Genomic DNA, 14,714 nt, shown 5'->3' with positions numbered 1-14,714 from the left:
TAGCTGAGTAGAGCACAAAATTGGATTCTGCTATTTATAGAAACTTTGAGCAGCCTGCAACACAACTTACTTCAGCATCATCCATTTTATTACAAGGTTTTTCATTTCGTGTTTTGTATTGCTCATTTAATATTAAATGCTCTACCTTATCAAGTGTGTGCTTTGGTACAAACCCACATTGATACCATCTAATACGATCATCCTGCAACTTGAAAAGTGTTATACTATCAGTTGTTACATCAGTAAAATCTCTACTAGCTTGTGCAATTATACTATCTATTTTATAAAATAAAGGGAGACTGAAAAGAGCTATCAATAAGCGATCTAGAGCCTTGATGTCACTACTATTTATAATTGTAATACTTATAAGTGTTGGTAATCCATTAAATATAGGATCTGCAGTAGTACCCACATTACATTGTCTTATGTAGAAAGGATAAACATTATTTTTATGTAACCTTAAAAGAAATTCCCGTTTGAACATAAACATACAGTGCTCATATACATATTTTGTGTTGTCTACATTTACCGTATATTCTTGTACTTTTGTAAACATATGTATAAAACACTTCTTAAGATCATCTTTACTGATAGATGTATGCATAGATGTATGCAACTTTGGTTTTAGAAAATGTCCTGTGTATAATAAGTTATTTAGATCATAGCTAATTGTCAAGGATTCTTCACAACTTAAAAACTTATCAAACAATTTAGTACATTCTTGTTGTATCTTCTTTTTTTCAAAAGATTTAAGAACGGAAATAATGAACTCAGTACTGAAATCTAGTTCTATTGGTTTTATATTTATTGGTGCCATTTCAAGATTTATTGATCTTACTGGTTGTTTTATTCCTAATTTCTCTGGCAGATTATTTACAAACTCTAGAAACTGATTAAATAAACGCATAATTGTATCTCTTGTTCTTATGTTCTTAAAATTGATATATTCACTATATCAATTTTTTAGTAAACATTAAACATATATTTCACTGTCTCTCACTACTATTCACTCTTGCTCTTTTTGCAGCTTCTGGGTTTGGTGATCCTAAAGAAGTACTAGGAGATTGAGACTCATTAGATAACAATTTCAATACATTCACATCTGATGTTCTCTTAGTCGTAGAAGTTGACCCTTGATCTTTTTTCCCTGATTTATTAGCCTTAACAGGAGTAAAACTCAATTGAGGCGAAGATATCTTTACAGGTGTCGCATTTGGTGTATCTCCTTGTGGTGTTTGAGAAATATCAATCAATAGAATATCAGATATTGTTTGATGATCCTTAGAATTTGGACTTATATTATTTTGAATATACAGTAAAATGGTTCTGTAATACGTATAATTACTATATCTCATATTATTTAGTTGTGCTGCAAGAATATTATCCAATAAGAATCTTAGCTCTGATTCTACATCCCCAGATAAAGAACCTATGCGATTAATATCAAGACCACACTCCATAAACTGTGATACAAATTTTTGTAATCTATCGTTTACTGATGCTTTGCTAACGCTATAGTGATAAAACTTAATCAATATTAAATAGCATAGATACATTTCAATATCACAATATTGAATATGTAAGTTTTTCTTATCATTAATACCTATAGTATTGGTATTAGCTAATGCGTAAATGTAATTTTGACCAGAACTGTTGAGTAACGCAGGAGAAGAATGATGTAATATGAAATGACTAATATGACCTACTATTCTCGTTTTTACACTTGTTGATCGAGATCTTGCTTGATTGTACTCGCGGATATAATCTTGAGCAATGTCAGCATCAACAACCACCTTGTTGTTCGGGCTGTTTTGATTACACTGAATAGAAAGCAAACACATATTAAATAAGAGAAGCATCTTTAATGAGCTGACTTTTCTTTGCTCCTGTGCTATGTAGTTTTGTAATAACTCTCTACATGTTGCAAGTGCTACCGTATAGTTGTGTTCTGCACATACAGAATGAATATAAGAATTAATAAATTTTGCGTACTGATTAAATGCTTCAAAAGTTGTTAAACTCTGGGCTATTCTGCGTTTATATTGAGTTATATATTCTTTATAGTCTGCTAGATAAAATATCGATAACAGATTTTGTCTCGCAGACTGTAAGAACTCATATATCTCCCCTTGTAACCCTAATTTGCTATAATTATAATCTATTTTATTCTTAAAAGAGGATTTGGATGGATATAAATACAGGAATGCATTGATAATAAGGTCATCTATATCAAATACGTTGATGTTATCTCTCAAAAAATTACCTTTTATTGTATAAAAAGATTTCAACATTTTCTTGTACTCAAAATGTAAGTGAGACATATCTTGCATCATATTTTGCAAATCATAAACTTCTCTAGTATCAATCTTTGAAATACAATCTTCTACTTGTTTACGCAGCTTTTGCCTGTTATCAATTTCTATGATACCATTCTTACTATGAATCATGCATATAATATATGTCTTAAGTAGACGAGACTCTGGTAAAAAATTATCATTAATAAGAATAGCATCATCCAAATATAGCAGAGCTTTCTTGTACAGCTTTCTTATAGTCGCAAGTATACTGCTTAGAAAAAGCCTGTTACATTCATTTACTTCAATAAAATCGGCTAATGACAACTTAGTTCCCAATATGACTTTAATGCTATTTATGATAGAAAGAGTGGAAGTATCATTACTTTTTTCATGATGCTTTAATGATACCAAATCCTTACTATATGCAGACATATTATTATCACGAATATGTATTACATAGTCACTTCTACCTGGTTCAAGAAAAGACACTGATTGAAACTGCATTAAAATGCTGTGTTTTAGATAATCTAGACTGCAGATAGTGTTAGTTATTGAAGAAGAATCTTTAATATAGAGTTCTGCAATATAAGTGTGTGCATGCTGATATAAAATAGCAAGGTACAAATAACTTGATGCTATATTAGGATATATTTCTTTTGCTTTATTAAAATACATACTACAATCTCTCAGCATGTTGTTTAACAATTTATTAGCACTTGAAAGCTGCTGCTTACGAAATTTATTAGTATTTAAAAGCTGCTGCTTACGAAATGGATCATCTTTATCTGTCATTATAGATTCGTATATTGGCTCAAGTATATTTCCTATACGGGTTATCATAGATCGGTATATTAACTCAAGTATTTTTCCTGTACATAAATAAGCCTGATGTTTTAGGTAAGGGAATTTACTATCAATGACAATTTGCATATTGTTAAAATAAGCTTTAAGGAAAGCAACAGAATCATCTGGTGATTCTTCAATTAATTTTTTAATATAAGCTTCATCTATATTAGTGAAATTAGTACTTTCACCAATCCATACTAGGCCCTCATTTAATAAAACATTTAATAAAATATTTTCATCATCTGTTGTTACTTGAGTAACTTTTGATGTATTGTGCTGAGCTAATAGTACATTTGTAATATCATCCAAAGAATTTATTATATTAGATGCATGGTGTAATGCTATAAAATAATTAATTAATACATATTCATATGAATTAGCTATACATATATCATCAGTAAGTTTTTCAAAAGAATTTACTGCTGTAGCATCTTTTCGACTATCTAGAAAGTATTCAAACTTTATAAAAATCCTGTCATTCATGGGAGATTTTGTTACACCACAAATATGTTTTGTTAATGCTTCATAAGCATCATTATCTTTACTACATATAGAATGCCGTATTTCACGCAATGCTTTTTTTAAGCTCTCTGTGATTCTGCTAAACTCGTCCTCTATAAAGGATTGAATTTGAATATTTGCACCCACACTGCATTCATCTTCTAAGCTCTCTGTGATTCTGCTAAACTCGTCCTCTCTAAAGGGTTGAGTTTGAATATTTGCACCAATATTGCATTCATCTTCTAAGCTCTCTCCGATTTTTCTCAACTCGTCCTCTATAACGGATTGAATTTGAATATTTGTACCAATACTGCATTCATAATATTTTCTTGATAAGCGTAGAACTAAACTCTCCTTATCAACAATACTATTACCGTATAAGCACTCATGAAGATAATATAACTGTGTTATCTTTGGTATACCTATATTTTCAATCATACATGCTTCTGTAGTTAATATTACTATATTGCGGTAACCTTTTATACAGTAAATATTATTAACCAAATCTTGATTATTAACCAAACCTTGTGCTTGGGTAGCATAATTATCTCTAGTTAATATTTCTACTTTACGTGTTGCTTTTTTATTGTAGGTAGTTATCAATTCTTCCTTTTTCTCTAAACTTAGGCTGCTCTGCATCAGTGCTATAATTTTATAAATATCATCATTTTGCACTATATGAGATTGACATTTTTCAAATAACTCCATTACCTTTTCATGTTCTGAGAGACTTGTAAACTCTTTGATTAACTTGCTTATAATGGTACAAAATTTATTTTTATGTGCTTCTCGCAGATCATTTAGATTTAATTCTAGAAATATGGTATATGCAGAATGATATTCACCCATACCTATATAACACCTCATTTTTAAAATGAATGCATCATTGTCCACATTTTCAGGGTAATCTCGTACATGGATTGTGATATACCGATCTATAAAGGCAATTGCTTGTTTATAATGGTGTTTTTGTAAATAGACTTCTGCCAAAAAAATTAATACTTGAAAATTATCAATGTCAATGTCTACTTCATCCAATGAATGCATCCCTCTGTTTTCCATTTTATTAATGCAGTCTAGCCCATTTGAAAGACGTTTTTCAGTATCAGTCATTAACATATTTAAACACATTAAATAGCTTCTACTTGAGGTAGAGTATGCCTTTACCAAAAGAGATAAGAGTGTACCTTGATTCTTGATCTTACCTTTGTGATCAGGATGCATAGATAATGCATAAGCTGTCAAAAAGTGTAATATACCTCCTTGTACTTTATATTCTCCTCTTATGTTTCGAAATACATCAGGACCTGATTCGTATTTATGATCTAATATGTGTGTCTTAAATGCATTCATGATAACATCCTTAAGAGTTTTTAACTCACTTGCTAGGTTCAAATGGTAAGCAAGTATGTCAGCTTCATTCGTTATAGGAGTACCACATAACAAATGCACAATCATTTCAATTGTCACGTTTACACAGCTACCGGACTGTTGTATACAGATAGGATGTTTTGCAGTATGATGCTGATAACCTAATTCTGATAAATATTTACGTAACCCTATTATCCCAGATTGTTGTTCAATAAATAAGTCTTGTGAACTATCATAAATAACAGCTTTTTTCTTATATAAATCTATATCAAGACATATAGCATGAGCGAAACTAGGTATATTCATACCAAGAAATACGATCAATCTATCTTCTTGTTGATATGAAGTGTTATAAGCGTTTTCAATTACATATTTCAAATTGCTATCAGTATTAGTACCAACTTTATCTATACGTTCTTCTTGAAAGAATGCATGCACTACAGGAACCTTGCTATTGACTTGTGCATCTTTCAATCTACAGGTCAATAGTAAGTCCGCTATCGAATTCAGAGGAAACTTAGTAGCTGCTGTAAGATATTTTTCACTGTCAAATTCCTGAGAGTCATTAAAATACTTAAATGTATCATCTGCAATATTTGTATTATGCTTAACATACGCCTCTACATCATTCGACAACATTGTCAAATATTTATTGAGTGACTTTTCCATCCATGCTATATCGTATATTCTATCGCTGCTTGGTGAAAATACTTCAACCTTAACTTCTGGTTCTGTAGTTGTATCCACTTCAATATTTCCATGTGGCAAAAGTGCTTTGCTTCCACTTTGCACTTTAGATTGTTCACTTGTACCTGGTTGATCTTGCATTTGTTTCTCACTTACTAAAAACCACATATGTACTACAGCTGCACTAATGTAAACTAGTTGTTTTCTGATATAGGAAACTACTGTAGTATTAAGTACTATAATACAAAACTATAATTATATATCAATATCTTAATTAAATAAAAAAGTAAAAATTTTTCAATGGAAGCATTTATAATGTGAGATCCATGGCAATAATCCTGTTAGAACCTGTATGCGATCTAAAAGAAAAGGTAAATATGAAATAGATATAATGTATAAAAAGAATATAAGTCCAAGCGATGTAAGTAAAGAGCAGTGCGCAATCATATTGCCAGAGCTTGGGTCTTATTGAAAGAAGACAAAATCAAGGAATGTGGGATGTATTTTGTGGAGTGTTGTATGTTTTGAAAAGTGGTTGCCAATGGGGAATATTACCGAAAGAATTTCCAAAGTTGTTATGATTATTTCAAGCAGTGGACAGAACACAAATAAAGAAAGTATTCTAGAGCTAGAAAAATAGTTGGCGAGGTTCGACGAAACAATGGTCGGAAAGAAAAAACCAGCTTCTGCATAATTGATGCACAAAGTGTCAAACACAGAGATACTGCTAAAGAGAAAGGGTATGAAAAAGGTAAAGCGCCATATTGCAGTAGATACGCAAGGCATGTAATTTACGTGACAACAGACGATCGGAGCGGTACTATAGAAATGATGAAAGAGAAAACCTTTTGGAGATCAAGAGTTGACTCAGGGAGAGAATTTTGCAACTAAGATAAAAGAGATGATTGGTGCAACTGTTGAAACTGCATTCTTTTGTTGTGCTGCCAACAAGATGGGTTGTGGAACGCTCCTTTGGACGATTGTGGAAAAACTGCGAGAAACAGCTCAACACTAGCCTGCAAATGGTTGTTTTAGCTTTTGCTGTTTTACTTCTCAAAAGATTATGAACAGATTCTTAGAAGATTTTCTGGAGTCCAAAAGTATTACCAAAACCATTAAGGTATCTCTGTAATAGCTTTTAAAACAAGAAAAATTTTATCAAAAAGACACATTTTTTACGCTTTTGCAATAATTTTCTGTTTCGCAAAAGATCTATAGAGGGGAAAGGGAGATATACTGCTCTAACCTGAAGAGTTATGGCCCTTTCTTTAATAGTCAGAAGATATATATTCAGTAGGGTTAGATGCAAGCAGCATATAGTCAGGAAGAAGGCAATGGAAGCTGTTAGTAGATGAAGGAGAAAGCAGAGAGATGGTAGCTACAGAGGTTTAAAACTGATCGGGATGCGTTTACTGAATTTGCTAAAGAACATGGAGGAAAGACTTTATCAGCAATGGCAAAACTTTGGAGAGATGTAAGCTGTCAAACTATAAACATTTCGCAAAAGCTCTGTTCACATCTTCTCGACAAGCTATTGATTCTGCTTTTTTATGATCTATCATGAAATGTGCTATACCTTCAAGATCGTGGAATAGACAGCTCGATTGGCTTTAAAGTATTGCCTCAACGCTGGGTGGTTTGAACGTATTTTTGTCTGGATGAGCCGTTATCGATAAAGATCCTTTGTGAGACTAGAGACTCCTTTTTATTTTTGGCAATGATTAGGACATTTCTTATGTAAACTCCTAGCCTGACTTTCAAGACACAATCTATAATGAATTTATCAGAAAATCCTATAAAACTCCTGTCTAATTACAATATCTAAATCAGAAAGTGTAACGTTTACTCCAAGTGTATCCATAGATGTAACACCATAATTCTGCAATCCGCATGGCACAATACCCTTGTAATTAGAAAGATCTGGATTGACATTAAGAGCAATACCGTGGTACGTGATCCACTTTCTTAAACGTACCCCAAAAGCTGCAATTTTTTCTTCTATCCCGTTATTATTTACCCAAATACCTATCCTATCTTCTCGAAATTCTCCTAGTATATTGAAATGTTTTAAAACATTGATTATCAAGTTACTCAAATTTTTGATATATGTTCTGACGTTCTGTTGATTTCTTGCCCGTAAATTAAGCATTAAATATATAATACGTTGTCCAGGACCATGATACGTATATTTACCTCCTCTACAAGTCTTATAGATAGGAAATAATGCATCTATCACTTCATTATCCAATGCGCTTATACCTGCAGTATATATAGCAGGATGTTCGAGTAACCATATTAGCTCATGTGCTAAATCTTTATGAATTAACTCTACTCTTGCTTCCATAAATTTTATAGCTTGATTATACTCAATGGGGTGGTGAGATATAATCCATTCAATATTATTCTTCAGTCTCTTACCATGTCAACCATAAGTTGTTTTATTTTTATTATAGCTTTTGCTGGGTCAAGACCTTTAGGGCAAGTGTTTGTACAATTCATTATTGTATGACAACGATATAGCTTAAATGGATCATTAAGTGCGTCAAGACGTTCAGCTGTTTTATTATCGCGGCTGTCAATAATCCATCTATATGCTTGTAATAATGTTGCTGGACCTAAATATTTATCGCCATTCCACCAATAACTTGGACAGCTTGTTGAACAGCAAGCACACAATATACAGTCGTAAAGACCATCTAATTTTTCTCTGTCTTCTATAGATTGTTTATATTCTTTATTCGGTACTGCAGATTTATCGACTTGTAACCATGGTTTGATTTTTTTATATTGTTCATAAAAATTGCTTAGATCAGGAACTAAATCTTTTATTACATACATATGAGGCAATGGATATACTTTAACATCACCCTTTATATCATGTATCGACTTAGTACACGCAAGAGTATTTGTACCATCAATATTCATTGCACATGACCCACATATTCCTTCTCTGCATGAACGCCTAAAAGTTAAGCTTGAATCCATTTCATCTTTGATTGTGATTAATACATCAAGTACCATAGGGCCACAATTATCTATATCTATAAAAAATGTATCTATTCTTGGATTTTTTGCATCATCTGGAGACCAACGATAAATCTTAAACCTTCTAATATTTTTTGCTCCGGCAGGTACAGGATAAGTCTTACCCCTTTTGTTAACTTTTGAGTGTTGTGGTAAAGAAAACTGCACCATATTTTACTTTTTATTCCATAACATTTTAACATAACATATTTATGTTGTTTTACTACATTTTTCTCTGTGGGTATGAAAAAATTAACTTTAATATAAAGTTAATCATTATTTTCCATAATAATATTAAGCGAATAATAGTGAGGAATGTTCCTCTCTAACAGAGAGGAACTTGTTTGATTCTTATATCATATATTGCCTTATATCCATAAAATATTGTGATCTTTTCTATTATAAAAGATATCATGTGTTGAATCTCTAACGCTTTGCTGCCATTTGTGACAATCAAATGTAGTATACCAACATTTGCATTTTGTGTATATGAAATTTTCTGTGGTTTTGTATATTCTGCTATTTCTTTGCCAACTATGTTATCCCAATGCAAAATAAGACGTATTTCATTTCTGGTCATCTTATTTTTTACACATTGTAATAGATAATTCTCCATTAAAGACTTTAACTGCTTTGGTCCACTATATTTCAACATAAAACATTACCAATTTAAATTTTGAATATTATGAAAAGTGAGAACTTTTTAATAGTTTAACAATAGATCCATCTTTGAACTCCACAGTTTTACTACCTATTGATTGAGTTTGTTCATTGCCTTTGCCTGTAATTAAAAGCATCATGCCTTCATCATAAGCAATTTCTATTCCTTTTTTTATCGCTTTCTTCCTATCTCCAATTTCCCATGCACCAGGACAGCTGAATAATACTTCACTACGGATTTGTCCTGGATCTTCATTACGTGGATTATCATCTGTGACTATTACTTTATCTGCATATTTTTGTGCAACCAGTCCCATCTGTGGGCGTTTTGTTTTATCACGATTTCCTGCGCATCCAAATACTAGCACTACCTTTTTTTTAAAATGCCACTTTAATGATAATAAGGCTTGCTTTAATGCACCAGCATGATGTGCATAATCTACAAAGACTAACTCATCTACCTTTTCCATTCTACCTGGAGGAGGATACAATTTTTTTACACATATATCCATAAGATCTACCCCAGACATACCTATTGCACATAATAAATTATATGCTTGAAATTTTCCAAAAACTGGGAAAAATGTATCATAAATCCTATCACCTTTTTTGATTTTTATATATTGACCATCCTGGGTTGGTATTTGTTCCAATAATGTAATGTCAGAATCTTTTTGACCATATGTAATTATCTTGTTTGCACGTTCTTTTGCTATATTAAATAATATATTATATTGCTCTATATCACTATTTAATATTACTTTTCCTCCTTCAGGTAATATCTCGTAAAACAGCCTCTGTTTTATTGTAAAATAATTATCAATACTACCGTGATGATCCAAATGATCATGTAACAAGTTAGTAAAAGCTGCAACACTAAGCTTTAATCCATGAATTCTATATTGATCAATACCATGGCTTGTAGCTTCCACTGCTATATTATCTATATTGTTATTGTTAATATCATGCAACTTAGAATAAAGATCATATGGATCAGGAGTTGTGAGATCATTTGTATGAGTTATTATTTTATCATTAAAACGTGTTCCAAGGCTTCCAATAGATGCTGCATTATATCCTGCACTTTGCCATATTTGACGGCAAAATTCTACTACAGAAGTCTTGCCACTACTACCTGTTACAGCTGCAATATACTTAGGTTGCTTGAATCGATAAAATCTACTGACCACTTCACTATATATTCTTTGAGGGTGCGGATGGAAAATTACAAGTGTTTCCATAAATATATCTTGCTGACTAATAATGGTTGCAACAGGTAATTCTGTAATTCTATTTAAACACTTCATGTCGATACAGACAAAAAGAAAGTTTGCCCGAATTCTTCTTGGATTACATGTAACACCTTCAATCTCTATATCAAAGTCCGTATCAATAATATTATATAATAGTTCTTTTAGTTTCATATTCTTGTTAATGCAGTATTTAAATCTTCTATTAAGTCTACTGGGTCTTCTAGTCCGCAAGATATCCTTATACAACTTCCTACATGATCAGGCTTCATTATAGATCTTTCATAAGTTAATGGTAATATCAAACTATCACATCCACCCCACGATGCACCGATAGCAAAAACCTTCATATGATCGACCATATTACTTAATTCTTCATCTGAATATTGTCTATCAAGTATGATACTAAATACACTACTTGCTCCCTTGAAATATTTTTTCCATAATTCATGTTGAGGATGTGAAGTTAATGCGGGATACAACACTCTATTAACCTTGTGATGTGTCTCAAGAAATTTTGCTAGCTGCATTGCTGTTTTTTGATGCTGTGTCATGCGTATATAAAGTGTTCTCAATCCACGATGTGCAAGATAACAATCGTATGATTGTGCTGTTATTCCATAATATTTGTGATTTTCATACATTAAGTTAAAAGTATCACCTTCAGCAATTATAGCACCCATTAATAAATCTGAATGACCAGATAGATATTTCGTTACTGAGTACAATGCAACATCAATGCCATGATTTAATGGCTTAAACAGTAGTGGTGTAGACCACGAATTGTCACAAACAGTAATAATATTATGCATTTTAGCAATTTTAACTATATGCTCTATATCGGAAATCTCAAATGTTACAGAACCAGGAGTTTCAATCATTATCAATGAAGTATTATCACGAATAAGACGAGCTATACTCTGTGTTGGATCATAAAAAGTTACATCTATTCCTCTTTTAGGACACTCATTCTTAGCAAATCTCTTAAGACGATAATAGCTATTATCCTGAATTAAAACATGAGAGCCAGATTTACTGAAGATTAAAATAGTAAAGGTGAGAGCACATAACCCAGAAGGATAGATAAGTGCATGACCTCTGCCTTCGATTTCAGCAAGCGCATTTGCAAAATAGTGAAGGGTAGGGGATCCAACGCTATTATAACTATAATCTCGTGTAATGCCATCATGGGTAACATCATATATACTGTTACCATTTGCAGCACTTAAGTAGTCCATATAAGTAGGGAATAATATGGTTGATGAATGGTACACAGGTGGATTCATTGAGCCATTATAATTTTTAAAATTTCTGCCAGCTTTAACTAATAAAGATTTCTGTTTCAGGTTGATTGTACTCATCTTTGGTATATAAACAAAGCGAAACTGCATGTAGGAGCTTTATTTCATTTTCTAATAATTTATAAATTAGTCTATGCCTTTTGATAGAATTCATACCGATAAAATCATCGGACACTATCATTAATTGAATATGTGATGGCAACACTGTGGTAGAATAGTGGCTTGCATGACTTCTTGATTCATCAATAAGATCAACATCTATTACATTGATAGAGTTATATATTCGTTCTTTTATTACTTTAATGAGATCCATTAGAAAATTGCTTCTTTAAGTTTATCTTCTTCAGTATCATCCATAGTAATAGTAAAATTATTATGGTTACTTAGCGCTTCCCTAATTTTTATTTCTATTTCAGATGCAACCTCTCGATTCGTTCTAAGGTAATTCTTTACATTTTCTTTTCCCTGCCCAAGACGTACGTTATTATATGAATAATAAGCACCAGATTTTTCAACAATACCAAACTTTACACCCATATCTATTATCTCACCAAGTTTTGATATTCCTTCATTATACATAATATCGAATTTTGCCTCTCTAAATGGAGGTGCAACCTTATTTTTTACAACTTTTACTCTTGTTTCATTTCCTGTAATATTCTCTTTATCTTTTATAGTGCTAGTCTTTCTGATATCAAGCCGGATAGAGGTGTAAAATTTTAAAGCATTTCCACCTGTAGTAGTTTCTGGATTCCCATAAACTACCCCTATTTTCATACGTATTTGATTAATAAATATTAATATACAATTTGCTTTTGATACAGCAGAAGTTAATTTACGCAATCCATGACTTAAAAGCCTTGCTTGTAGTCCCATATGCTGCTCACCCATATCGCCTTCAATTTCAGCTCTTGGTGTCAAGGCAGCTACAGAATCAACAACTATTACATCAACTGCACCAGAGCAGACCAAATATTCAACTATATGTAACGCCTGTTCTCCGGTATCTGGCTGTGAAATCACAAGATCATCAGTACTAACGCCTAGCTTACGAGCATATAACACATCTAATGCATGCTCAGCATCAATAAATGCACATGCTCCTCCATTCCTTTGAGCTTCAGCAATTACATGTAAAGCAAGTGTAGTCTTACCAGAACTTTCAGGACCAAATATCTCAATGATACGTCCTTTAGGTAGACCACCTACGCCTAATGCAAAATCAAGAGCGATAGATCCTGTAGATATCGTATCTATTTTTTCTACTGGATTTTGTTTGAGTTTCATTATTGCGCCTTTGCCAAAAGCCTTTTCAATTTGGCTGATTGCATTATCTAACGCTTTTTGTTTATTATCTACTAAATCTACCATGATTTATTTAAAAATACTGATATTATTATGATACCCTAAATTATTAATGCTGCAATGATTTTATGAGATATAAGATCACTATAGAATATAATGGTAGTAAATTCTTAGGTTGGCAAAAACAGAAGTATTCTATATATTCAATCCAAGAAACAATAGAAAATGCTGTCTTTAACTTTACAGGTGAGAAAATCGTATTATATTGTGGTGGTAGGACAGATGCAGGAGTGCATGCTTTAGGACAAGTTGCGCATTTTGATATACAACAAGCAGTTGAACCTTATAGAATAAGAAATGCCACAAATTATCATCTAAAATCAACTGATATAGCAATTATTAATGCTGAAATTGTTAATGAGACGTTTCATGCGCGATTCTCAGCTAAAAAAAGACATTATGAATATAGAATCATTAATCGCTATGCTCCAGTAGTGCTAGAGGCAGGATATGTATGGCAAATATTTAAACCACTTAATGTAGAGATTATGTGTGAAGCTGCAAAATATCTGCTTGGCAAACATAATTTTTCAAGTTTCCGCTCAAAATATTGCCAATCCAAAAATCCAGTCAAAACAATCGATAATATTGAGATTATACAGAATAAAGATCATCTCTATATTAGAATATCAGCTCTTTCTTTTCTGCATAACCAAGTCAGGATTATTATAGGTACACTAGTTGAATTTGGAAGAAATAGTATTGATCCAAACCAAATGTTAAAAATATTAACTCACTGTGAGCGAAACTATGCTGGTATTACAGCACCGGCCCATGGCCTATACTTGGTAGGTATAGATTATTAAAAATTCTAGCCCGATCCATATATTTCTCAGAACTTTCTTGAAGATCTCGTAGCTTTTAACATGTTCTGTGTTTTTTTTATTGCTTTATGCTACATTATAGTATATATTTTAAAATAGGCAAAATATAGAGTAGTAAAAAGTATTTGCTTATTATTGAAAAAGTAGTAGTTTATTGTCAAGTGAATTTTATTTGAATGTCGATCAATCTTAATTTACCAGAGTTACCCATACTACATCCTAGAATTACTGTTGTAGGAGTAGGTGGTGCAGGTGGAAATGCTGTGAATAACATGATTCAATCTAATCTACAAGGGGTAAATTTTGTTGTTGCAAATACTGATGCACAAGCGTTAGATAAATCTTTATGTAATAAGAAAATTCAGCTTGGTATTAATTTAACTAAAGGTTTAGGTGCAGGTGCTTTACCAGATGTTGGTAAGGGTGCAGCAGAAGAATCAATTGATGAAATCATGGAGCATATAAAAGATAGTCATATGCTCTTTATCACAGCTGGAATGGGTGGTGGCACAGGAACGGGAGCGGCACCTGTCATTGCTAAAGCTGCAAGAGAAATAAAGGCTGCAGTAAGAGATAAAGCATCAAAGG

The 14,714-nt window shown here is 32.2% G+C and carries 10 protein-coding genes and 3 pseudogenes; 4 read left to right on the top strand and 9 right to left on the bottom strand.

The genetic code is table 11. From position 1 onward, the window contains the following. Positions 1–34: 34 nt before the first annotated feature. A complete protein-coding gene (locus BIY23_RS03945) occupies positions 35–907 on the bottom strand; it encodes a hypothetical protein (protein WP_070065233.1) in 873 nt (290 codons plus the stop codon). Positions 908–986: 79 nt separating this feature from the next. Then, entirely contained in the window at positions 987–5,870 is a 4,884-nt protein-coding gene (locus BIY23_RS03940) for a tetratricopeptide repeat protein (protein ID WP_070065232.1), read from the bottom strand. A gap of 223 nt (positions 5,871–6,093) precedes the next feature. Between BIY23_RS03940 and BIY23_RS05705 the strand changes: the two are divergent. After that, positions 6,094–6,769, top strand: a pseudogene (locus BIY23_RS05705) (transposase). A 326-nt stretch (positions 6,770–7,095) separates the two neighbouring features. Next, positions 7,096–7,209, top strand: a pseudogene (locus tag BIY23_RS05555) (IS630-like element ISWpi11 family transposase); the annotation flags it as partial. Positions 7,210–7,485: 276 nt separating this feature from the next. On the opposite strand, the gene lipB reads toward BIY23_RS05555, so the two are convergent. The 7 genes from lipB to recA all read right to left on the bottom strand — a co-directional run bounded on the left by lipB (position 7,486) and on the right by recA (position 13,308). Continuing rightward, positions 7,486–8,100 (bottom strand): lipoyl(octanoyl) transferase LipB, encoded by a 615-nt coding sequence (gene lipB / locus BIY23_RS03935; protein ID WP_081326560.1) that lies wholly within the window; start codon positions 8,098–8,100, stop codon positions 7,486–7,488. Between the two features lie 8 nt (positions 8,101–8,108). Next, on the bottom strand, positions 8,109–8,897 hold the full coding sequence (locus tag BIY23_RS03930; RefSeq protein ID WP_070065230.1) for a succinate dehydrogenase iron-sulfur subunit: 789 nt from the start codon (positions 8,895–8,897) through the stop codon (positions 8,109–8,111). Positions 8,898–9,051: 154 nt separating this feature from the next. Then, positions 9,052–9,381, bottom strand: coding sequence for a DUF721 domain-containing protein (locus tag BIY23_RS03925; protein ID WP_070065229.1), 330 nt, complete (start codon positions 9,379–9,381; stop codon positions 9,052–9,054). 28 nt (positions 9,382–9,409) lie between these two features. Then, complete coding sequence (locus BIY23_RS03920) at positions 9,410–10,810, bottom strand: Mur ligase family protein (RefSeq protein ID WP_070065228.1); 1,401 nt, start codon at positions 10,808–10,810, stop codon at positions 9,410–9,412. Further along, a complete protein-coding gene (locus BIY23_RS03915; RefSeq protein ID WP_070065268.1) occupies positions 10,807–11,982 on the bottom strand; it encodes a trans-sulfuration enzyme family protein in 1,176 nt (391 codons plus the stop codon). The genes BIY23_RS03920 and BIY23_RS03915 overlap by 4 nt, the downstream gene beginning before the upstream one ends. After that, positions 11,957–12,250: a BolA family protein gene (locus tag BIY23_RS03910; RefSeq protein WP_070065227.1), complete on the bottom strand. Its 294-nt coding sequence runs from the start codon at positions 12,248–12,250 to the stop codon at positions 11,957–11,959. Before BIY23_RS03910 ends, BIY23_RS03915 begins: the two co-directional genes overlap by 26 nt. After that, positions 12,250–13,308, bottom strand: a complete 1,059-nt coding sequence (gene recA, locus BIY23_RS03905; RefSeq protein WP_070065226.1) for a recombinase RecA — start codon at positions 13,306–13,308, stop codon at positions 12,250–12,252. Before recA ends, BIY23_RS03910 begins: the two co-directional genes overlap by 1 nt. A 62-nt stretch (positions 13,309–13,370) precedes the next feature. Between recA and truA the strand changes: the two genes are divergently transcribed. Together truA and BIY23_RS03895 are read left to right on the top strand one after the other, a co-directional pair. Further along, entirely contained in the window at positions 13,371–14,108 is a 738-nt protein-coding gene (gene truA, locus BIY23_RS03900; protein WP_070065225.1) for a tRNA pseudouridine(38-40) synthase TruA, read from the top strand. Between the two features lie 194 nt (positions 14,109–14,302). Then, positions 14,303–14,714, top strand: a pseudogene (locus tag BIY23_RS03895) (cell division protein FtsZ); the annotation flags it as partial.

This window comes from Wolbachia pipientis, from assembly GCF_001752665.1.
In the GTDB taxonomy this organism is placed as follows: Bacteria; Pseudomonadota; Alphaproteobacteria; order Rickettsiales; family Anaplasmataceae; genus Wolbachia; species Wolbachia pipientis_A.
Note: the sequence above shows the minus strand (reverse complement) of the source record. Positions and strands in the feature narration are given on the sequence as shown.